The 20,203-nt window shown below is 68.8% G+C and carries 19 protein-coding genes and 4 pseudogenes; 7 read left to right on the top strand and 16 right to left on the bottom strand.

Annotated features, from left to right (window positions below; genetic code table 11):
* The first annotated feature begins 153 nt into the window (after positions 1–153).
* Positions 154–510, top strand: a complete 357-nt coding sequence (locus B0I29_RS30905) for a hypothetical protein (protein ID WP_146616930.1) — start codon at positions 154–156, stop codon at positions 508–510.
* On the opposite strand, the gene B0I29_RS30900 is transcribed toward B0I29_RS30905, so the two are convergent.
* Both B0I29_RS30900 and B0I29_RS30895 read right to left on the bottom strand, forming a co-directional pair.
* Positions 458–1,417 carry an SMP-30/gluconolactonase/LRE family protein gene (locus tag B0I29_RS30900; RefSeq protein ID WP_260329997.1) on the bottom strand — a complete coding sequence of 320 codons (960 nt, stop codon included), beginning with the start codon at positions 1,415–1,417 and terminating at the stop codon, positions 458–460. The two genes, B0I29_RS30905 and B0I29_RS30900, sit on opposite strands and share 53 nt — an antisense overlap.
* 234 nt (positions 1,418–1,651) lie before the next feature.
* Positions 1,652–1,879, bottom strand: a complete 228-nt coding sequence (locus tag B0I29_RS30895; protein WP_111652628.1) for a hypothetical protein — start codon at positions 1,877–1,879, stop codon at positions 1,652–1,654.
* A 591-nt stretch (positions 1,880–2,470) separates the two neighbouring features.
* Here B0I29_RS30895 and lgt point away from each other — a divergent pair.
* Positions 2,471–3,238: pseudogene (gene lgt, locus B0I29_RS30890) on the top strand (prolipoprotein diacylglyceryl transferase); the annotation flags it as partial.
* A 28-nt stretch (positions 3,239–3,266) separates the two neighbouring features.
* Here the strand turns inward: lgt and B0I29_RS30885 are convergent.
* Positions 3,267–4,160: a polysaccharide deacetylase family protein gene (locus B0I29_RS30885; RefSeq protein WP_245972843.1), complete on the bottom strand. Its 894-nt coding sequence runs from the start codon at positions 4,158–4,160 to the stop codon at positions 3,267–3,269.
* A gap of 180 nt (positions 4,161–4,340) precedes the next feature.
* Here B0I29_RS30885 and B0I29_RS30880 point away from each other — a divergent pair, with 180 nt between their 5' ends.
* Positions 4,341–5,786, top strand: coding sequence for a family 43 glycosylhydrolase (locus B0I29_RS30880; RefSeq protein WP_111652627.1), 1,446 nt, complete (start codon positions 4,341–4,343; stop codon positions 5,784–5,786).
* 1 nt (position 5,787) lies between these two features.
* Here the strand turns inward: B0I29_RS30880 and B0I29_RS30875 are convergent.
* Positions 5,788–6,194 (bottom strand): annotated as a pseudogene (locus B0I29_RS30875) (MerR family transcriptional regulator).
* A gap of 20 nt (positions 6,195–6,214) precedes the next feature.
* Positions 6,215–7,132, bottom strand: a pseudogene (locus B0I29_RS30870) (SulP family inorganic anion transporter); the annotation flags it as partial.
* A gap of 54 nt (positions 7,133–7,186) precedes the next feature.
* On the opposite strand from B0I29_RS30870, the gene B0I29_RS30865 reads away from it, so the two are divergent.
* Entirely contained in the window at positions 7,187–8,743 is a 1,557-nt protein-coding gene (locus B0I29_RS30865) for a GGDEF domain-containing protein (protein ID WP_111652626.1), read from the top strand.
* On the opposite strand, the gene B0I29_RS30860 is transcribed toward B0I29_RS30865, so the two are convergent.
* The 8 genes and pseudogenes from B0I29_RS30860 to B0I29_RS30825 form a co-directional block, all read right to left on the bottom strand.
* A complete protein-coding gene (locus B0I29_RS30860; protein WP_111652625.1) occupies positions 8,691–9,173 on the bottom strand; it encodes an SRPBCC family protein in 483 nt (160 codons plus the stop codon). The genes B0I29_RS30865 and B0I29_RS30860 overlap by 53 nt on opposite strands.
* Positions 9,170–9,523 (bottom strand): metalloregulator ArsR/SmtB family transcription factor, encoded by a 354-nt coding sequence (locus tag B0I29_RS30855; RefSeq protein WP_111652624.1) that lies wholly within the window; start codon positions 9,521–9,523, stop codon positions 9,170–9,172. Before B0I29_RS30855 ends, B0I29_RS30860 begins: the two co-directional genes overlap by 4 nt.
* Positions 9,524–9,544: 21 nt before the next feature.
* Positions 9,545–9,799 (bottom strand): annotated as a pseudogene (locus B0I29_RS30850) (SpoIIE family protein phosphatase); the annotation flags it as partial.
* A 167-nt stretch (positions 9,800–9,966) separates the two neighbouring features.
* Positions 9,967–10,602, bottom strand: a complete 636-nt coding sequence (locus B0I29_RS47000; protein ID WP_221402932.1) for a hypothetical protein — start codon at positions 10,600–10,602, stop codon at positions 9,967–9,969.
* Positions 10,599–11,147 carry an STAS domain-containing protein gene (locus B0I29_RS30840; protein WP_181558051.1) on the bottom strand — a complete coding sequence of 183 codons (549 nt, stop codon included), beginning with the start codon at positions 11,145–11,147 and terminating at the stop codon, positions 10,599–10,601. The genes B0I29_RS47000 and B0I29_RS30840 overlap by 4 nt, the downstream gene beginning before the upstream one ends.
* Before the next feature lie 114 nt (positions 11,148–11,261).
* Positions 11,262–11,903: a response regulator gene (locus B0I29_RS30835; RefSeq protein ID WP_181558050.1), complete on the bottom strand. Its 642-nt coding sequence runs from the start codon at positions 11,901–11,903 to the stop codon at positions 11,262–11,264.
* Positions 11,896–13,068 (bottom strand): histidine kinase, encoded by a 1,173-nt coding sequence (locus B0I29_RS30830; RefSeq protein WP_111652621.1) that lies wholly within the window; start codon positions 13,066–13,068, stop codon positions 11,896–11,898. Before B0I29_RS30830 ends, B0I29_RS30835 begins: the two co-directional genes overlap by 8 nt.
* On the bottom strand, positions 13,058–13,438 hold the full coding sequence (locus tag B0I29_RS30825; RefSeq protein WP_111652620.1) for a hypothetical protein: 381 nt from the start codon (positions 13,436–13,438) through the stop codon (positions 13,058–13,060). Before B0I29_RS30825 ends, B0I29_RS30830 begins: the two co-directional genes overlap by 11 nt.
* A 164-nt stretch (positions 13,439–13,602) precedes the next feature.
* Here B0I29_RS30825 and B0I29_RS30820 point away from each other — a divergent pair, with 164 nt between their 5' ends.
* Both B0I29_RS30820 and fxsT read left to right on the top strand, forming a co-directional pair.
* Positions 13,603–14,586 carry an ABC transporter substrate-binding protein gene (locus B0I29_RS30820; protein ID WP_111652619.1) on the top strand — a complete coding sequence of 328 codons (984 nt, stop codon included), beginning with the start codon at positions 13,603–13,605 and terminating at the stop codon, positions 14,584–14,586.
* Positions 14,587–14,617: 31 nt separating this feature from the next.
* A complete protein-coding gene (gene fxsT, locus B0I29_RS30815; RefSeq protein ID WP_111652618.1) occupies positions 14,618–16,813 on the top strand; it encodes an FxSxx-COOH system tetratricopeptide repeat protein in 2,196 nt (731 codons plus the stop codon).
* Here the strand turns inward: fxsT and B0I29_RS30810 are convergent.
* The 3 genes from B0I29_RS30810 to B0I29_RS30800 are packed head-to-tail and all read right to left on the bottom strand — an operon-like array spanning position 16,776 to position 19,239.
* On the bottom strand, positions 16,776–17,387 hold the full coding sequence (locus B0I29_RS30810; RefSeq protein WP_425452339.1) for a 3-oxoacid CoA-transferase subunit B: 612 nt from the start codon (positions 17,385–17,387) through the stop codon (positions 16,776–16,778). The two genes, fxsT and B0I29_RS30810, sit on opposite strands and share 38 nt — an antisense overlap.
* A 17-nt stretch (positions 17,388–17,404) precedes the next feature.
* The gene (locus B0I29_RS30805) at positions 17,405–18,064 is read right to left on the bottom strand and encodes a 3-oxoacid CoA-transferase subunit A (protein ID WP_111652616.1); all 660 of its coding nucleotides are present in this window, start codon (positions 18,062–18,064) and stop codon (positions 17,405–17,407) included.
* On the bottom strand, positions 18,061–19,239 hold the full coding sequence (locus B0I29_RS30800) for a thiolase family protein (RefSeq protein ID WP_111652615.1): 1,179 nt from the start codon (positions 19,237–19,239) through the stop codon (positions 18,061–18,063). Before B0I29_RS30800 ends, B0I29_RS30805 begins: the two co-directional genes overlap by 4 nt.
* Before the next feature lie 70 nt (positions 19,240–19,309).
* Between B0I29_RS30800 and B0I29_RS30795 the strand changes: the two genes are divergently transcribed.
* Positions 19,310–20,194 carry a LysR substrate-binding domain-containing protein gene (locus B0I29_RS30795; protein ID WP_111652614.1) on the top strand — a complete coding sequence of 295 codons (885 nt, stop codon included), beginning with the start codon at positions 19,310–19,312 and terminating at the stop codon, positions 20,192–20,194.
* The last annotated feature ends 9 nt before the right edge of the window (positions 20,195–20,203 follow it).

Here is a 20,203-nt window from a genome sequence, read left to right as displayed (position 1 = left end):
CTTTACCAAGGGGCAACGACCGATATCCCGCCGGACCGACACCGAAACGACCGAAGTCGCATCAATGGCTGGAAGTCACTCGTAAGGCGACAACATCCGCGCATTTCGCGGAACCCGGGAACTGAACCGGCCTCCGCTGCGACTATCGCCAGCGTGTCCCTTCCTGACCTTGCGGCGTACGCCCCGCATCGCACGTTGCCCGACGCCGATTTCGAGGGAACGGCCGTGCCCGGGCTGCGCGCCGACTTCTACCGCCGCACCGACGGCGACCGGATCGCCTCGGTCGGCCGATACACCTATCAGGGCCGCGACGTCCTGATGGCCTGGGGTTTCGTCGACGAGAAACACTGCCGCCGGCACGCCGTGCACCACCCGGACCACGGCTGGCAGAGCGTCGTCGACGGCTGCCCGGACGTGCGCTTCGTCCACGACGAGGACGAGGTCGTCGGACTGGAGGTCAGATCACCGGCGGGGGAGTGGTTGCCAGCACGGCCACATCGTCCTCGGTGAGGCTGCCGATCACCAGGACGCCGTCCCGCTCGGCCACCGAGGTCACAAAACCGTAGGAACCGTCGGTGGCCCGCAGGTCGTGAACCCGCTTCCCGTCCAGATCAAAGGCCATCACCCAGGCGATCGGCGCGGCCTTGGGCCGGATCGCGTCGGGCAGGTTCCACACCAGCATCCGCAGGAATCCTGGCAGTGGCAGCAGCCGGTCGACGAGCGGGTTGCGCGGCGCGGCGATGGCGACCCAGAGCAGGCCGTCGCTGCCCAGCGACATGTTGTCCGGAAAGCCCGGCAGGTTCTCGACGAGAGTATCGGTGGTGCTGGTGCCGAGCCGGTATCGCCGGATTCGGTATCCGGTCGTCTCCGCGATCAGCAGGAACGACTCGTCGGGCGCCAGCACCAGGCCGTTGCCGAACTTCAGGTCGGACAGCAGCGTCGTCACGGTCCCGTCCGGATCACGCCGCACCAGCCGCCCGGTGCAGCTGTGCTCCAGCACGTCCCCGACATGATCGTCGACATCCCACCGGCTCGTCGACGTCGTGAACCAGATGGTCCCGTCCCGCCCCCGCACGACATTGCTGGCAAACGTGATCTTTTCCCCGCCGATTCGATAAGCAAGAACCCTGACGATGCCGTCAGCGCCGAGCTCCAGCAGCCCCCGGTCGTGATCACAGACCAGCACCCCGCCGTCGTCAAGCGGCCACACCCCGAGCGGCCGCCCACCGGTCTCACCGAGCACCCCGCGCTCCCCGGTGACCGAATCCAGCCACACGATCCGCCCGTCCCGAAGCCCGGTGATCACCCGCCCGGCCTGGTCGAACCGCACATCCTCGGGCCCGTGCCCGCCAGTGGGGAGACGTCGCGAAACGATCAGCGGCCCGGTCGGTCCCGGATCATCAAAACGCGGCGGCATCCATCGGCGAGGACGAATCAAACGACGACCCATGCGCCAAGACATACCCCACCCCACCATCAAGAGCAAGATCAAACGCCGGTCGCAGCGGGGTGGTGGGTACAGACCGCTGCTCCCGCCGAGGGCCCGGCGCGGTATCGCTGGCCGCTACGCGTCCAGAACGCTCCCCACCCCGGGCGACCTGCGTAAGCGGTCACCCACCTTTCCTGTCACCCCCGTTCCTTCGTTGGCGAGTCACAGGGGGCCCATGCCGGTCGCGGCACCGATCTCACGGTCGAGCTGCTTCAACCGGTCCAATCGAGCCGAACGCCGTTGCCGATTGAGGTCTCGACGGTGTTCGGTCAATCCACCGGGCTCACCGTGCTCGGTTTCGTAGTACTCGTTGTCCAACGCCTCCTGGATAAGACGCCAGTCAGCGGTGGACAACGTCATGGAGACCATCTGCTGGACCTGTTCCGTCACGGGGTGATCGTGCCGGAGAAGAGGTGGCGCAACCACCCGTCAACGGAGACGACCCAGTCACTGGCAGGCGTTCGGCCGCGATCTTGGTCCTCGGGCCGCACTCGGGTGGGTGCAGGGGCCCAAGATCGGCCGTTCGGAGGGGCGAACCGTAGCTCAGGGCGGTATTCGGGCTGCTGTGACGTGGCTGGACTACGGCTCGGGCGGGCCGGCCGTAGCTCAGGCGTCTTATGCGGGCCGGATGACACTGCTGGGCTACGGCTCGCCCCTTTGGTGCCGCGATCTTCGGGGATTCAGGTCAGGGCGGATCGGACCGAGTAGAGGAAGGCGTCGCGGAGGGTGTCCAGCTCCGGGTAGAGGGCTTCCATGTCGGGGACGCCGTCCCACACCGCGCGATTCACGCGGTCACGAGTTCGCCGGCCATGCCGGTCACTCCAGGCCTTTGTGGACTGCCGGATGGGTCGGGAACGGCGGTGCCGGGCTCCTGCGTTGCGCGGGCGGGGGCGCCGGGCTCCCGCGTCGCGCGGTTGGTGGTGGGCGCTGGCGGTGGCGTTCTCAGCGCTTTGACAGGTGGGTGGCGTTAGCGTGCGGGCCGTGATTGTTGCTGCCATTCCTAGTCCGGCCACGGCGGTGTGGCACCTGGGGCCTGTTCCGATCCGGGCTTACGCGCTCTGCATTCTCGCCGGCATCGTCGTCGCCGCCCTGATCATGGAGCGGCGGTTGCGGGCGCGGGGTGTGGCGCCCGGAGTAGGGATGGACATCGCTACCTGGGCGGTGCCGTTCGGGATTCTCGGGGCGCGGGTCTACCACCTGATCACGTCGCCGCAGGGCTATCTCGACGACCCGTTGCGGGCGTTCGCCATCTGGGAGGGTGGTCTCAGCATCTGGGGCGCGGTGGCCGGTGGGGCGGTCGGTGCCTGGATTGGAGCGCGGAAGGCCGGGGTGCCGCTCGGTGTCGTCGCCGACGCGATCGCCCCGGCGCTGCCGGTGGGCCAGGCGATCGGGCGGCTCGGTAACTGGTTCAACAACGAGGTCTACGGGCGGGCCACCACGCTGCCGTGGGGACTCGAGGTGCACGACATGAGCACCGGTGAGCTGTTGCCGGGGCTTTTTCACCCCGTTTTCGCGTACGAAATGGGGTGGACCTTGGGTGTTGCCCTTCTGGTTTGGCAATGGGATCGGCGGTTCGGGTTCGAGCGTGGGCGGGCGTTCGCGGTTTATGTGATGGGTTATGCGGTGGGGCGGTTCTGGATCGAGCTGCTGCGTATCGACGAGGCGAACACGATTCTGGGAGTCCGGCTCAATGTGTTCAGCACTGTCGTCGTCTTCGTGCTCGCGGCGGTATATTTCGTGAGGACGAGGCCGGGCGCTGACCGATCCGGATCAGAGCTCAGTTCAGCAGTTCGGAGAGCGTGACCGGTTCCAGGCCGCGCTTTTTCAGGCCGGCCAGGATGACCGGGAGGGCGTCGTCGCTGAACTCGGCGTTCGCCTCGGTTACGTGCATGATGATGATCGAGCCGGGCTTGACCTGCGACAACACCGCGTTGACCACTGGTTTCGCGGAGCGGGCGAAGGGGTCACCGCTGACGACGTCGCCGTCGATCACGGTGAGACCGAGCGGGGCCAGGGCTCGCAGTGCGGCCTGGTCGTGGCAGAGGCCGGGGAAGCGCATGTAGCGGGTCTGTCGCCCGCCGAACGGTTCCAGGGTCCGGAATGTCTTCGCCACGTCCTCGGTCATCGCGCCGGCCGGTAACCGGGGAAGGCCGTAGCAGTCGCCGGTGAAAGCCGCATGCTCATAGGTGTGGTTGGCGATTTCGAAAAGCGGGTTGTCAGCGATGCGGCGGGTCAGTTCGGGATAGACCTCGGCCCATTGCCCGGTCACGAAGAACGTCGCCGGGATCTTCTGCTTTTCGAGGGTTTTCAGCATGGTGCGGTTGGCATAGGAGGTGACTTCGCCGCTGCGCAGGCGCGCTTTCATGGCGTCGGTCATGTCGGCGTCGAAGGTGAGCGCCACCTTCTTGGCGCTGCGAGGGCCGTGATTCACCACCGCCGGCAACTGCCCGGCGGGAACCGCTCCGGGCACCACCGCCGGCGCCGACTCCACAATGGGTGCCGCCGTCGAGGGAGGCAGCGTGGAGGCCGGTAGCGAGGCGGACGCCGCTGAGGCGGACGCCACCGGTTGGGCGGGCGTGGAAACCGGCGCGGGGGCGGGGGAGGGCGCGCCGCAACCCGCCAGGACCAGCACCGCGGAAATGGCGATAGCCCGCCGTCGATCGATAAGCACCCGAGCGAGCATGCCATTGCCGTGCCACATCGGGTGAAGGGCCTGCCTCGGCTGGGCGCATCGATGGGGCTCTTGACGTTTCGATCGATAGTGGTAACACTCTCGAAACACATCACCGCCTTCGATGTCGTGACGGCCGGTCTTAATTGTTAGCGCTAACAGCACAGAAGGTGATCCCCCATGCTTCTGCTTCTGCGCCGTGTTCTCTCCCTCTTCGCCGCGGCTCTGGTCGGTCTTGCGGCCGCTGTCGTCGGCGGGTCCGGGCCGGCGCTCGCCGCGCCCGGGCCCACGTTCACCAACCCCGTGGTGGACGTGCCGAACAGCGCCGACCCGACGCTGACGTACTACAACGGCTTCTACTACTACGTGGCCACGACCTGGAACTCGAACGTCGTGATGCGGCGGTCGGCCACCATCGCCGGGCTGCGGGTGGCGCCGGAGCAGGTGGTCGTGCAGACCGGTGGCACCACCATGTGGGCGCCGCATCTGGAGATGATCAATAACCGCTGGTACCTGTACTACTCGATCGAGCAGTCCGGTGGCGCCCGGCGTACGCACGTCGCGGAGAGCTCCGGAACCGACCCGCTCGGGCCGTACACGATCCGCGGCATCCTCAACCTGATGCCCAGCAACGGCTGGGCGATCGACGCCGCGCCGCTCAAGCTGAACAACGCGCTGTACATGACGTTCTCGGCGTTTCACGGTGACGGGCTGCAGTCGCTGTTCATCGCGCCGATGGCGAACCCGTACACCGCGTCGGCGTTCGGCAGCCGGATCTCCGCGCCGACCCTCGCCTGGGAGACGCAGAACGGTGCCGTCAACGAGGGATCGTTCGCGTTGCAGCGCAATGGGCGGACGTTCCTCACCTACTCGGCCAGCCACTGCCAGGGTCCGAACTACAAGCTCGGCATGCTCGAATACACCGGCAGTAACCCTCTCGCGCAGAGTTCCTGGACCAAGTTCGCCAGCCCGATCTTCCAGCGCAACGACGCCGCCGGGGTCTACGGGCCCGGCCACCACTCGTTCTTCAGCTCGCCGGACGGCACCGAGACCTGGATCGCCTATCACGCGAACTCGTCGGCGTCACAGGGCTGCGGGACCACGCGGACGACACGCGTACAGAAGATCTCCTGGAATGCGGATGGCACGCCCAACCTGGGCGTTCCGGTCGCGACCTCGACCGTGCTGGCCGGGCCGTCCGGCGAGACCGCGACCCCGGTGGAGATCCGCAACCAGCACAGCAACCTCTGCCTCGACGACTACAACTGGGTGACCACGCCGGGCGCCGAGGTGCGGCAGTGGACGTGCGGCACCGCCACCGTGCAGGACTGGTATCTGACCCCGGCCACCGACGGATATGTCACGATCAGCAATCGCAACAGCGGCCTGTGCCTGGATGACAAGGACTGGGCCACGGCGGCGGGCGCGGTCGTCCAGCAGTGGACCTGCAACGGCCTGTCCGTGCAGCAGTGGAAGGTCACCGCGGCCGGCGACGGGTACTCCACCCTGCAGAACCGGTACAGCGGCCTCTGCCTGGACAACTTCAACTTCGGTACGACCCCGGGCGCTGAAGTGCGGCAGTGGACGTGCACCGGCAACAACGCCCAGCGCTGGCGGATCGTGTGATTCAGCGACCAGCGCCGGTGTGCCGCTGAACCTGTTCGTCGATCTGCTGCGCGAACCCCTCGGCCATGGCGAGCTGGTCGCGCAGCGCCTCGACCCGGTTCCGGGCGGCCGTGTGGAACATCGCGAGCCGGTCCAGCAGCGTGCTGCGACCGGCGCCGGTGACCGAGCATCGCTCAAGGCGTCGAGGATCATCAGCAGGTCACGCATCTCGTCGAGGGTGAAGCCGAGCGGCTTCATCCGCTTGATGACGCGCAGCCGGTCGAGGTCGGGTTCGGTGTACAGCCGGAACCCGCCCCCGCTGCGCGCCGACGGCAGGACCAGGCCGGCTTCCTCGTAGTGCCGGATGGTGCGGATGCTGAGCCCGACCCGCTCGGCGGCCTCGCCGATCTGCATGAGTCCCGCGGTCATCGTCGTAGTCTGCCCGGCCCTCAGCGCCCGACCTTGAGCTGCCCCGCGAGGTTGTCGTGCATCCGGGCGCTCGCCTCGTTCAAGCCGATGATCTCGGCGGTCTTGCCACGCTGGGCGTACTTCGTGGTGATCGCGTCGAGGGCGGCGACCGAGGACGCGTCCCAGACGTGCGCGCCGCTCATGTCCACCACCACGTGGTCCGGGTCGCCCGCGTAGTCGAACTGGTAGACGAGATCGTTGCTGGAGGCGAAGAAGAGCTCCCCGCGTACGAAATAGGTGTTGTTGATCTTCTCCACCGACGCGAAGCGGGCGACGCGGCGCGCGAAGACGACCATGGCGGTCAGGACGCCGAGGACGACGCCGATCGCCAGGTTGTGGGTGGCGAGGGTGCCGGCCACGGTGACCAGCATGACGATGATCTCGCCGGCCGGCATCCGCTTGAGGGTGGCGGGCGCGATGCTGTGCCAGTCGAAGGTGCCGACCGACACGATGATCATGACGGCGACCAGGACGGCCATCGGGATCAGGGCGACCACGTCGCCGAGGGCGACGACCAGGATCAGCAGGAAGGCGCCGGCCAGGAAGGTGGAGAGCCGGGTACGCGCGCCGGACGCCTTCACGTTGATCATCGTCTGTCCGATCATGGCGCAGCCGCCCATGCCGCCGAAGAAGCCGGTGACGATGTTGGCGACGCCCTGGCCCCAGGACTCGCGGGTCTTGTCGGAGTGGGTGTCGGTGATGTCGTCGACGAGCTTGGCGGTCATCAGCGACTCCATCAGCCCGACCAGGGCGATGCCGAGCGCGTAGGGCGCGATGACCCGCAGGGTGTCCAGGGTGAACGGCACGTCCGGGATGCCGAGAGCGGGCAGGCTGTCCGGCAGGGTGCCCTCGTCGCCGACGTCCGGCACGGCGAGGTGGGCGAGCACGGTGACCGCTGTGTCACGCGGTCTGTCCGGGCTCATCGAAGGCCCCGGCGGGCCGATTAAATCTCTGTGACCGCCGCGCCGATGCCGCTGCGCCGGGATCCGGTGCTGGTCGCGCTGGGTCTCGTGATGCTGAGTGCGTTCGTGACCGCCGTGGCTGACACCGGCGGTCGGGTGATCGGGGCGGCGATCTGGCCCACGCTGGTCACGCTCTGCGGTGTCGCGGCCGCCAGCGGGTTCCGGATCCGGCGCAACCCGCACGCCACCGTGGCCGAACGGCGGATGTGGGGGGCGGTCGGGATCGGCACGACGACGTTCCTGGTCAGTGACGCCTGGCAGTTCGGGGTGTACCTGCGGGACCCCACGGGCATGGCGGCGGCGATCGGCGGGCCGGTCTACAGCGTCGGCATCTTCGCCGGCACCGTGTGTCTGGTCGCGGCGCTGCTCGCCATGCCGCTGGGTGTCGCCACCCGGCCGGAGCGGGTGCGGTTCGTCCTGGACGCGGCCACCGTGCTGGCGTTCGCGGCGACGCTCGGCTGCTATTTCACGGTGACCGCCGGCGCGGCCGGGATCGCCGGCGCCGGGCGTACGATCTCGCTGCTGTTCGGGCCCGCCATCTACATGGTGGCGGTGTTCGCCCTGGTCAAGCTGCTGCTGATGCCGGTCAAGCCGTTCAATCCGCTGGCCGGCACGCTGCTGTCGCTCTCCGCGACGATCGAGGGGGCCGCCACCGGGTTCCGGCCGCTGCTGATCGCCCACGGCCACATCCCGTGGCAGCAGGGCGCCACGATCATCGCCGTGGCCGCGCTGGCCGCGGGGACCCGGGTCCAGCATCTGCAGATGCGGTCCGGCGGGGCGCGCAGCCCGCGGCCGGGCCGCCGTCCGTACAGTCTGCTGCCCTATGCGGCAGTGGTCGGCACGTTTCTGCTGCTCATCGGCGTCCTCGCGGTCGACGGATGGCAGGGCGCGACCTGGATCGTGGTGGCCGGCAACGCGGTGAGTTCGGCGCTGGTGCTGGTCCGGCAGGTGACCGCGTTCGCCGACAACGCCCGTCTGCTGACCCAGCTGGACACCAAGGTCGCCGAGCTGCACCGGACGCTCACCGAACGCGACCGGCTGGCATCCGAGCTGGAGCACCTGGCGTTCCACGACGCACTGACCGGACTCGCCAACCGGGCGCTCTTCCAGCGGCATCTGGACGATCACGGTGGCGGGCGTGCGGTGCTGCTGATCGACCTGGACGGGTTCAAGCCGATCAACGACACGTACGGTCACGCCACCGGGGACGCCGTGCTGGCCGTGGTCGCCCTGCGGCTGGGCGCGTTCGCCGGCCCGGATGATCTGGTCGCGCGTCTCGGTGGCGACGAGTTCGCCCTGCTCAGTGGGGCCGCGCTCACCGTCGCCGAGGCCGGCGCCCGCGCGGCGGACCTGGCCGCGGAGATCGAACTGCCGATGACCGTACGCGGCCACGACGTCCGGGTCGGCGCCAGCGTCGGCGTCGCCACCGGCTACGACGGCCAGAGCGGCGACGCCCTGCTGCACGAGGCCGACGTCGCCATGTACGAGCGGAAGGTCAGCCGCGCTGCGCTTCGAAGTACTCCTTCTGGGCGGGGAAGTAGTCGGTGAAGTCCGGTTTCGGGCCGCCGTCGCGGGAGGTGACCAGCAGATCCAGGTAGTACTCCCAGCCGGGGCCGACCTCGCCGACGTTCTCCTTGCCGGTCAGGTGCTGGGTGAACGTCAGCGTGGTCACGCCCGCGTCCTCGGTCAGCACCAGGTCCAGGTGCCAGGCACCCCAGTCGTCCACGGCGGAGAGGGCCAGCCGGCGTGGCGACTCGCAGGCGTCGATCGTCATGTCCATCCACGGCTGTCCCTCCTCCTGCACCATCTGGACCTTGATGGGTCTGCCCGGCGCCGCGTCGCCCTGCCAGGGACCGAACCAGCGGGCGGTCCGGTCCGGCTCGGTGATGCTCGCCCACACGTCGTCGATCGGCGCGGGGAACGTGCGGGTCAGCACCAGGTCGTTGCCGAACAGCCGTCCGGTCGGGGTCGGGCTCATGCGATCTCCTCCTGCGAAGTGGTGGTGGCGCGCCGCTCACGACGGGTACGGAAGACCTCGGTCTCCAGCGCGTCGAACCGGTGCTGCCAGCCGGACGGGCGCCGCAGCTCCGCCAGCCAGCCGGTCAGCTCGTCGAGCGGCGTGGTGTCGAGGGTGTAGACGCGGCGGCGGCCGTCCGCGGTGTCGCGTACCAGGCCGGCCTCGCGGAGCACCCGCAGGTGGCGGCTGACGGCGGGCCGGCTGATGGCGAACCCGTCGGCGATCTGGCCGGCGGTGAGCGCGGAGTCGCGCAGCATCAGCAGGATCGCCCGCCGCACGGGATCAGCGATCGCATCGGCCACCTCGTCCATCGGAAAAGCGTAACCGATGGGTTACGCTTCCGGCAAAGGGCGAGCGGTGATGATGAGGACCGCGAGGTCGTCCTGATCGGCGGAGTCCGACCAGTCGCCGGTGCGTTGTCCGATCCGTTCCGCGATCAGCGCGGCCGGCCTTCCGGCGTATTCGGTCAGCAGCGTGACCAGCCGGCTCTGGCCGAACGGCTCGCCCCGCGGCTCGCCCGGCGCGTCGACGACCCCATCGGTGTAGAGCACACAGCTCTCCCCGGGGGCGAGCCAGATCACGGTCTCGGCGAAGACAGCTGAACTGCGTGGCGTCCACGGCTTCCGGGTCGAACGTGACGTCGTTCAGCAGGTTCAGCATGTCCAGCGGCCGGCTGGTGATGCGGCTCAGGACCTGGAGGGACTGCCGCAGCCGGTTCCCGGCCACCGCCGCCTCGATCCCCTTGCCGCAGACGTCACCGAGGACACAGAGCGCCCCGCCGGCGATCGCTTCGACGTGAACGATGTCGCCGCCGATGCGGGCCACATCGCGTGCCGGACACGCGGGGCAGTGGTGCGGGCAGCAGCGTCGCCCGCAGCGTGTCGGCGATCTGGGCCTGATCGCGGTAGAGCAGGGATGCCGTCACAGCGCGGCTGACGGCCGCCGCGAACTCGACCGCGAACGACCGGTCGGCGTCCGGGAACGGCTCCTGGTCCTCGTCGCGCAGCAGTACCAGCACGCCCTGGCACGGGTACGCGCACGACAACCGCACGACGAGACCGTGACCCTGGTGTTCGGCACCGCCGGGGAGGTCGCGCCGAGCGGCCGGCACGACACATCCCCAGGACCGGTCCGCCGGGGTGAGCGCCGCCCGGATCCAGCCGGGCAGGTCACCGGTGGCGGCATCGCCCCGGCGATCCGGCATCGGATCGGCCGGGAATCGTGCCGTCCACCATTGAGCCCGTCGCTGGTCGACGGCGAGCACGAGCAGCGCGGTGCGGGCCGGCACGGGCACGACGAACTGGACGGCGGTGACGGCGTTGCGGTCCAGGCTCAGCGACCGGCCCAGGACCCGGTACGCCGTCATCAGCAGGTCGTCTCGCGTGTTCACACGATCAGGGCCAGCCGTACCGTGGTGCCGTCCGGGCCGGTGCTGATGTCGACCTCGTCGCAGATCCGCCGGACCAGCCACAGGCCGTACGAACCGATGCTGCCGGGATGTGGCCGGGGACGCTCACTGGACAGCTGGCCCCGGACCGTCCTGATGGTGTCCGCCTCGAACGGCTCGTCGAGGATCTGGACCAGCACTGTGACGTGGCCGCCGACGTTCGGGCCGCCGCCGGCGGCGTCCTCCGCTCGCAAGCCGAAGATCTTTGTCAGGCCCGCCATGTGCAGGTGCCGCCGAACCTCGGGCCGAGCGCCGTGCAGGTGGAACGTGGCGGCACCACGAAGGGCTCGGCGCCGCACGAGGAGCAGGAGGGCGACACCCGACGAGTCCAGCGAGGTGGCCTGGCCCAGATCCACGGTGACCCGGGCGCCGGGATCCGCCGTCATCGCCTGATCGACGAGGGTCAGGATCTCATCGGGCTGTACCAGGAACACCGATCCGGTGAGAACGACGCGGACCATGCCCGGTGCGGTGACATCGACGTGCACGGGGGAATCCATGCGTTTGCCTTCGCTAGCCGTTCAGACCGCTTCATCGTGGGCCGGGCTGCGGCTTCCGGCAAGGGTGCCCGCTCGATCGGGTGCCTTCCCGCCGGCTTGCCGTCATCCGAGGCCGGCGTCGCGGGCGCGGACGATCGCCTGGGCCCGGCTGACCACGTGCAGCTTGCTGAAGACGTTGCTGACGTAGTTGCGTACCGTCTTGGAACTCAGGCTGAGCTGGGCGGCGATGGTCTCGTTCGACAGGCCGCGGGCCATCAGCTGCAGCACGCCGCGCTCGCTGGGCGTCAGATCGGGAAACGGCGCGGCCGCGCGGCCGGCCTCCGCGAAGAACGCCATGATCCGGGTCGCGATCGCCGGACTGAAGATCGAACCGCCGTTGCCGACCGCGTGGATGGCGCGCATCATCTCGTCCTCGTCGGTGTCCTTCAGGACGTAACCGCGGGCGCCGGCGCGCAGGGCGGCGAAGACCGAGTCGTCGTCCTCGAACATCGTCACCACGAGAATGCGCGGCTGCGGCGTCACGGCGGTCAGCCGGCGGATCGCGGCCAGGCCGTCGCCGCCGGGCATGTGCAGGTCGAGAAGGATCAGCCGGGGGTGCAGGTCCTCGGCCAGGCGTACCGCCTCGTTGCCGTCGGTGGCCTCGCCGAGCACCTCGACCTCGGGCATCGTGCCGAGCAGGGCACGCAGCCCGCGCCGGAACATCGGGTGGTCGTCGGCGATCAGGACCGTGATCGGTTCAGGCATCTGTCCTCACCGGGAACGTGGCGGTGACCCGGGTGCCGCCGCCGGGCGCGTGTCCGATCTCGATCGTGCCACCGAGCTCGGCGCTGCGCTCCCGCATGGAATGGTGCCCGACCCCCGCCAGGTATCCGGCCGGCAGGCCCCGGCCGTCGTCGGTGACGGTGAGTGTCACCGACTCGCCGGCCGCCGCCAGCTCCACCGCGCAGCGCGCGGCCTGGGCGTGCCGGGACGCGTTGTGCAGCGCCTCGGCCGCGATCCGGTAGATCGCCACCTCCACCGCGGCGGGAAGCGCGGGCATCGGTTCCGGAGCCGAGACGGTACGCGTCACGCCGTCACCCGGCCGCAGATGACGCAACGCGTCGACCAGGCCGAACTCGTCGAGCATCGGGGGGCGTAGCTCGTACACCAGGCGCCTGATCTCGGCGGTCGCCTGCCGGACGTCGGCACGCAGCTCGGCGATGAGGTGTTCGGCGGCCTGCGGGTCGGTGCGCAGGGTGCGCTGGGCGACGCCCAGTTGCAGCGCCAGCGACGCGAGGGTCGGGCCGAGGCCGTCGTGCAGGTCACGGCGGATCCGCCGGCGTTCCTCCTCACGGGCCGTGACCAGCTGCTCCCGCGAGTGCTGCACCGCGAGGGTGGTCGCGACGTGCCGGGCCAGATCTTCGAGCAGGCGCACGTCGGTCGCGGACAGCCGGTCGCCGCGACGGCGCCCGCTGACCCGCAGCGTGCCGAGACGCAGCTGCTGATGGGTCAGCGGGATGGTGACGATGGCGGCGCCTTCCGGCGCCACGCCGTGCGAGGTCACCACATCGCCGCCGGCTTCGATCTCCACAAAAGGCAGAGCGAGGGTACGCGCTAAAACCGCCGCCAACGTGGGCAGCAGATCGTCGGAGAGCTGGCGGTAGACACGGCCGGCTACCTCGTACGCGTCGTCGCGCTGGCCGTAGACCAGCTGGTGGACGCTGCGGTCGAGCTGGCCGGAGACCGGGGCCCAGGTCGCCACCACGATCGCGAGGGCGATGGCGTGCGACCACCACGGGATGTCGGCGAGCGAGTCGAGCGGACGGGCCGTCCAGGTGGTCACGACCGCTGTCAGTCCGGCCACGACGAAGGCGTACCCGATCATCAAGAGTGGGAAGAACGCCTGGTGGAACCACCGATTAGGCGGCACTGACGACTCGCTCGCGCCAGAGGCAGAGAGTGATCACGACGAGGTGATGCGCGAGCATCACCGAGGCGAAGGCGGTCTCGCCGGCGGTGGTGTCGAACAGGAGCGAGCCGATCGCCTGGACCAGCCAGAACGCGTTCACGGCGATCAGCAGGACGGCGCCCCATTTCTGGGATCGCCACGCGCCGTAGGCCGCGACCAGGGCGAGGACGTCCGACGTGAAGCTGCCGAGCACGATCGCGAAGGGCTCGTGGCTGTCCTGCGCACCGAGCGCAAGATTGGGCAGATCGAACATCGTGATGCCGATCAGCGCCACCAGTACGGAGAGGACGGCCGCGATCTTCAGCGCGGTGGAGCGGGTCATGATTTCCATGCTTCCACGCTAGAAATCAGATGTCCCAGCGGTCACGAGGCAGTTGTCCCGACCTGCCCGGGACAATGTGCATTTATTCGTCCGTCATTGGCGTCAATGATTGACAGCGATCTCCATCTAGTTATCGTTAACAACCGCTCGATGATCGAACGGGGAGATCAAATATGCATAGACGCGCGTTTGTCACGCTTTCAGCGGCCGGGCTGGTCTCGGCGCTCACCGGATGCGGACAGGAGGACGAGGGCTTCGACCTGGGCAAGGACGTCAACGTCCCGCAGCGCCTCGGCTTCTCGCAGGTCGGCTCGGAGAGCGGCTGGCGGCTCGCGAACACCCGCTCGATCAAGAAAGCGGCCGGGCTGCGAGAAATTGATCTTACGTTCGAGAACGCCGACGGTGATCAGAAAAAGCAGATCGCTCACATCGAATCGTTCATCGAGGATCGGGTTGATGTCATCGCGTTCTCGCCGGTGGTGGAATCCGGCTGGGACGCGGTGCTGCGGCGTGCGCGCGACGCCGGAATCCCGGTCGTGCTGACCGACCGGCTGATCGATTCGACGGATACGTCGCTGTATGTCTGCTCGATCGGCGCCGAGTTCATCTCCGAGGGGAATCTGGCGGCGCTCTATCTCGGCAACACCTTCGCCAAGGCGAAGAAACCAGCCACGGTCGTGGAGATCCTGGGTACGAAGGACTCGACCCCGACCCGGCAGCGGTCGGAGGGGTTCGCGGCGACGGCGGCGAAGGAGAAACGGCTCCGGGTCGTCGGGTCGGAACCGGGTGACTGGACCAAAGCCGGTGGGGAAGCGGCGATGCGCAAACTGCTGCGCAGCCACCCCGATCTGGACGCGGTGTTCGCGCAGAACGACGAGATGGGACTGGGCGCGGTCAGCGTGCTGGAGGACGCTGGGATGGATCCGGGGCAGAAGCCGCGGATCGTGACGGTGGACGCCACGAAGGCGGGGTTGCAGGCTCTGGTCGCCGGCAAGCTCACGTATGTGGTGGAGTGCAGCCCGGAGTTCGGCGACGACCTGATGGACGTGGTCGTCGATCTCTGTCTGGGTGGGACGGTGCCGCGGCGGGTCGAGTCCGAGAAGGCGGTGTTCGACAAGGCATCGGCCGAGGACGCCCTGCCGGACCGGACCTATTGAGCGGTGTGCGCGGCTCGACCATGCTGGGACGATGGGGAGCGGGCGGCGGCGGGTGTGGGTTCGGGTGTCCTGGATCGCCGGCGCGCTCGCTCTGGTGGCCGTCCTGGTCGCGGCAGCGATCCGGCAGGACTGGCTCGACGGTCAACAGTCGGGAGCTTTGTGGACCTGGCTGGAACGGATCAGCTGGCTGGCGGCCCTCGCCGGCCTGGTGATCGCGATCCTGGCGACGCGAAAGAGCGCGGCTCCGGCTGCGGCTCCGGTTTCGCTTGTTGTGGAGGCGAAAACGCCGGAAGCGCGCAACCTGCCACCCCGCAACCCGGCGTTCGTGGGGCGAGCCGAAGTCCTCAAGGAGATCAAGGACGGCCTGACCGCGCACAACTCCCTGGTCATCCAGGCACTGCACGGCTGGGGCGGCGTCGGCAAGACCCAGCTGTCCATCGAGTACGCACACCGGCACCTCCGTGAGTACGACGTCATCTGGTGGTTCGCGGCGGAGCAGCCGCAGTTGCTCGGTGAGCAGTACGCCCAGCTGGCGGTGGCGGTCGGCGTGGCGACGCCGGAGACCGACACGGCGATCGCCCTCAACCTCGCCCGGCGGTTCCTGCGGGAACGCTCCCGGTGGCTGCTCGTCTTCGACAACGCGGAGGACCCGGCGATCCTGCGCGGCTGGCTGCCCGACGGCGACGGACACGTGCTGATCACCTCACGCCGCAAGGACTGGCAGGAACTGGCCTCGCCGATCTCCGTCGACGTGTTCTCCCGCGCGGAGTCGGTGGCAATGCTGCGCCGCGGCACCACGGCGGCGGAGTTGGACGTGGAGAAGCTCGCGCGGGAACTCGGAGACCTGCCGCTGGCCCTGGCGCAGGCGGCCGGTTTCATGGCGGAGACCGGCATGTCGGCGGGCGACTACCTCGCCGGGCTGGACCAGCGGGCCAACCTGTTGCTCGACGAAGGGTCGCCGTCGTCATACCCGGCGCCGCTGACGGCCACGGTCACGGCGGCGGCCGAACGCGCGGAGGCCGCCGACCCGGCCGCCGCGCAGCTGCTCCGGCTGGCGGCGATCTGCGGACCGGAGCCGGTGCCGCTGTGGCTGTTCGCCGGTGATGCAGTGCCTGCGCCGCTGTCGGCGGTGGCGGATCAGCCGGTCGCGATGCGGCGCAGCGTCGGGCTGCTGGTGCGGCTGGGCCTGGCCCGCGCCGACGGCGACTCCCTGCAACTGCACCGCCTGACCCGAGCGATCCTGCAGTCCTCCGACGCGGAGCCGGTCGCCGCTGAGAACCACAGGACGGTCGAACGGCTGCTGATCGCGGCGCAACCGGCGGACACGATGGATCCCGCTCAATGGCCGATCTGGTCCGCGCTGGCACCGCACATCCTCGCTCTCGACCCGGCGAAGTCCGAGTCTCCCGAGTTTCGATACCTGGCTACGCAATGGGCCATGTACCTGCTGCACCGCGGCAATCTCAGCGAAGGGCTGGCGCTTGCCGAGCAGTTCCACGAGAGCTGGGGCCGGGCGCACGGCCCGGAGGAGCACACCACCCTGCAGGCCGCGTTCCTTCTGGGCTACGCCTATTACACGGTGGGCCGCTGGGAGGAGGCGCGAAACATCGATGAAAGCACCTATCGGGCCCAGCTTCGCCTCTTCGGCCCGGACGACCCGCGCACCCAGAACACCGCCAACGACTTGGCAGGCAACCTCGCGCGGCTCGGTGAGGTGGAGGAAGGAGTCGTGCTGTTTCGCGACCTCCTATCGCGCCGGCAGCGAGTGCACGGCGAGGACGACGCCAGGACGGTGTTGTATGCCGGAAATCTGGCGTCGGCGTTGCGAGCAGCCGGCGACATCACATCGGCCCTGGCTCTGCACGAAGCAGTCTGGGAGCGACGCAAGCGGATCAATGGCGAGAACCATTTGGGCACGTTGATCCAGGCCAAGAACGTCGGCATCGACCTGCGGGTTCTCGGCGATCCGGACGGTTCTCAAAAGGTCCTGGCGGATACCCTGCGCCGCTCGCTGACTTCCCTCGGCACGGATCATCCGGACACACTCAGGTGTGCCTATCAAATGGGACTCACCTTGCTCGCCCGCGGCGACCTGCATGATGCGAGGGCGATCCTTGCGGACACGCATGAGCGGCGGCGGATGCTCCTCGGTGACGAGCACCCGGAAACCCGCGAGGTCGCGGCGACGCTCAAGGCCGTAGCAGAGGGACATCCAACCGGTCGCTGAGCTCCTCGAACGTGATGCCGAAGGTGTCGCGCACGATCACGCCCGCATCGGTGATGAGGAATGTCGCCTGGTCCGTGTAGACCCGGTCGACGCACTTCAGGCCCGTCAGCGGATACGTGCACTCCGGCACCAGCTTGGGCTCGCCGCGCTTGGTGAACAGCGTCATCATCACGTAGACGCTTTTCGCGCCGACCGCCAGATCCATCGCGCCGCCGACGGCCGGGATCGCGTCCGGGTCGCCGGTGTGCCAGTTCGCCAGGTCGCCGTTCGCCGACACCTGGAAAGCGCCCATCACGCACACGTCAAGGTGGCCGCCGCGCATCATCGCGAACGAATCGGCATGGTGGAAATAGGCCGACCCCGGCAATTCCGTCACCGGAATCTTGCCGGCATTCGTCAGATCCGGGTCGATCTGATCGCCGACGGCCGCCGGGCCCATGTTGAGCATGCCGTTCTCGGTGTGCAGCACGATTCCCGCACCGGCCGGCAAATGGTCGGCCACCAGCGTCGGCTGCCCGATGCCGAGGTTCACATAGGAGCCCGGCGCGATGTCGCGTGCCACCAGGGCGGCCATTTCGTGTTTGTCGAGGCTCATACCGCCACCACCCGGTCCACATAGATGCTCGGCGTGACGATCACTTCGGGATCGAGCGTTCCAGTCTCGACCACCTCGCTGACCTGGGCGATCGTCACGGCGGCGGCGGTCGCCATCACCGGGCCGAAATTGCGCGCGGTTTTGCGATACACCAGATTGCCCATCCGGTCGGCGCGAAACGCGCCGATCAGCGCGACGTCACCCTTGATCGGAAATTCCAGGACGTGGGTACGCCCATCGATCTCCCGTGTTTCCTTGCCCTCGGCCAATGGTGTGCCGACGCCGGTCCGGCCGTAGAACGCGCCGATTCCCGCCCCGGCGGCGCGCATCCGCTCGGCGAGATTGCCCTGCGGCACCACTTCGAGCTCGATTTTCCCGGCCCGGTACAGCCCGTCGAAAACCCAGGAGTCGGTCTGCCGGGGAAAAGAGCAGATCATCTTTCGTACGCGTCCCTTGGCCAGCAGCGCCGCGAGCCCGGTGTCGCCGTTGCCCGCGTTGTTGGAGACGACAGTGAGGTCGGAGGCGCCCTGGTCGATGAGCGCGTCGATGAGCTGCACCGGCATGCCGGCCATGCCGAACCCGCCGATCAGCACGGTCGAGCCGTCCCGGATGCCGGCCACGGCCTCGGCCGTGGTGTCGCAGATGGTGACGGTCACGACTGGTTCTCCAGGACGACGGCGAGGGCCTGGCCGACGCCGATGCAGATGGCGGCCACGCCGTATCGGCCGCCGGTCTCGCGCAGGCGGGCCGCGAGGGTGCCGAGGATCCGGCCGCCGGACGCGCCGAGCGGGTGACCGATCGCAATCGCGCCGCCGCGGGCGTTGACGATCGACGGGTCGATGTCCCAGGCGTCGACGCAGGCCAGGGACTGGACGGCGAAGGCCTCGTTCAGCTCGACCGCGCTGACGTCGGACCAGGTGATACCGGCCCGCTTCAGCGCCTTGGCGGCCGCTTCGACGGGGGCGTAACCGAAGTCCTGCGGGTCGACGGCGTGCACACCACGGCCGGCGATCCGGGCGAGCGGGTCCAGACCGATCAGTCCGGAAAGGGACTCGGAGCCCAGCAGAACGGCCGACGCGCCGTCGTTCAGCGGCGAGGCGTTGCCGGCCGTGATCGTGCCGTCGGGGCGGAACGACGGCTTCAGGCCGGCGAGTTTCTCTGCCGACGAGGCGCGGATGCTCTCGTCGCGGGCCAGGTCGACGCCGGGGACCGGCACCACCAGATCCTTGAAGAAGCCCTCGTCCCACGCCTGCGCGGCCAGTGCATGGGATCGAGCGGCGAACTCGTCCTGGCGTACCCTAGAGATCTTGAATTTGTCCCCGAGGAGCTCGTTGGCCTCGCCGAGCGAGACCGTCCACTCGGCCGGCATGCTGGTGTTGACGAAACGCCAGCCCAGCGTGGTGGAGACGGCCGTGACGTTGCCGGCCGGGAATGCTTTCGACGGCTTCGGCAGCACCCACGGCGCGCGGGTCATCGACTCCACGCCACCGGCGATGACGACATCCGCGTCACCGGACTCGATGGTCCGGGAAGCGATGATCGCGGCGTCGAGCGAGGAGCCGCAGAGCCGGTTCACCGTGGCGGCGGGCACCGAGGTGGGCAGGCCGGCGAGCAGGACCGCCATCCGGCCGACGTTGCGGTTGTCCTCGCCGGCCTGATTGGCGCAGCCCCAGACGACGTCACCGATCGTCTCCGGATCCAATCGCGGGGCCTTGTCGAGAACACCACGGAGCGCGACGGCGGCGAGATCGTCCGGGCGGACCTCGGCGAGGGCGCCGCCGAATCGGCCGAACGGCGTGCGGGCCGTGGCGTAGAGGTACGCGGAAGTCATGGTCCCAACCTATGTGTCCAGCAACGATTAAATCCAATACTCAATAATGAGCGATTGATAAGCTGTGGCTATGGAACTGCGCCACCTCCGTTCGTTCCTGGCGCTCGCCGAGGAGCGGCATTTCGGGCGCGCCGCCGATCGGCTGCACATCGCCCAGCCTGCCCTGTCGCAGCAGATCAAGCAGCTTGAGCGGGAGTTCGGCGTCGCGCTGTTCACGCGCACCACGCGGCGGGTCGAGCTCACGTCAGCAGGGTCCCGGTTCGCTGACCACGCGCGTGCGGTGATCGGGTCGGCAGAGCGGGCGGCGACCGACATGACGATGGTCGCTTCCGGTCAGGCGGGGCGGGTGTCGGTGGGGTTCATCGGCACCGCCACCTATGACCTGCTGCCGGCGGCGGCGCGGGAGGTGCGTTCGCGGTTGCCGGAGGTTCGCCTGGAGCTGCACGGGGAGCTGCTGAGCCCGGCGTTGCTGAGCGGATTGATCGACGGGGTTTACGACCTGGTGGTGTTCCGTCCGGATGGATCGATGAATCCGGAAATATCGTCTCAGGTGCTGCGGCGTGAGCGGCTGGTCGCGGTTCTGCCCGATCGTCATCCGCTGGCCCGGCGCGACCGCATCAACCTCGCTGCGCTGCGCGCCGACCCCTTCGTCATGCACTTCTCCGGGCATCGTTCGTCCATGCACGAGCACGTTCTGGCGGCCTGCGCCGCCGCCGGTTTCCGGCCCGACCCGATCACCGAGGTCGGGGAGACGGCCACCCTCGTCGTCTTCGTCGCGGCCGGGATGGGCGTCGCGCTGGTCCCGGAGCCGGTGCGCAGCCTCGCGCTGGAAGGGGTGGCCTACGTCGAGCTCGACGACCCGGCCACCGTCGACCTGGCGATCGCCACCAGAGCCGGCGACGTCTCACCCGCGACCCGCCAGGTCGCCGACATCGTCGTTAGGATGAGCACGTAGATCGGAGGT

The sequence above is a fragment of the Actinoplanes lutulentus genome, from assembly GCF_003259845.1.
Taxonomy (GTDB): domain Bacteria; phylum Actinomycetota; class Actinomycetes; order Mycobacteriales; family Micromonosporaceae; genus Actinoplanes; species Actinoplanes lutulentus.
This window is presented reverse-complemented; position numbering and strand designations above follow the sequence as displayed.

Bases quoted from the DNA above. Each gene is read 5' to 3' on its own strand.
- B0I29_RS30900 (WP_260329997.1), bottom strand. From the start codon at position 1,417: ATGCCGCCGCGTTTTGATGATCCGGGACCGACCGGGCCGCTGATCGTT.
- B0I29_RS30820 (WP_111652619.1), top strand. From the start codon at position 13,603: ATGCATAGACGCGCGTTTGTCACGCTTTCAGCGGCCGGGCTGGTCTCG.
- B0I29_RS30795 (WP_111652614.1), top strand. From the start codon at position 19,310: ATGGAACTGCGCCACCTCCGTTCGTTCCTGGCGCTCGCCGAGGAGCGG.
- B0I29_RS30825 (WP_111652620.1), bottom strand. From the start codon at position 13,438: ATGGAAATCATGACCCGCTCCACCGCGCTGAAGATCGCGGCCGTCCTC.
- B0I29_RS30855 (WP_111652624.1), bottom strand. From the start codon at position 9,523: ATGGACGAGGTGGCCGATGCGATCGCTGATCCCGTGCGGCGGGCGATC.
- fxsT (WP_111652618.1), top strand. From the start codon at position 14,618: ATGGGGAGCGGGCGGCGGCGGGTGTGGGTTCGGGTGTCCTGGATCGCC.
- B0I29_RS30810 (WP_425452339.1), bottom strand. From the start codon at position 17,387: ATGGCCGCCCTGGTGGCACGCGACATCGCGCCGGGCTCCTATGTGAAC.
- B0I29_RS30835 (WP_181558050.1), bottom strand. From the start codon at position 11,903: ATGCCTGAACCGATCACGGTCCTGATCGCCGACGACCACCCGATGTTC.
- B0I29_RS30860 (WP_111652625.1), bottom strand. From the start codon at position 9,173: ATGAGCCCGACCCCGACCGGACGGCTGTTCGGCAACGACCTGGTGCTG.
- B0I29_RS30800 (WP_111652615.1), bottom strand. From the start codon at position 19,239: ATGACTTCCGCGTACCTCTACGCCACGGCCCGCACGCCGTTCGGCCGA.
- B0I29_RS30880 (WP_111652627.1), top strand. From the start codon at position 4,341: ATGCTTCTGCTTCTGCGCCGTGTTCTCTCCCTCTTCGCCGCGGCTCTG.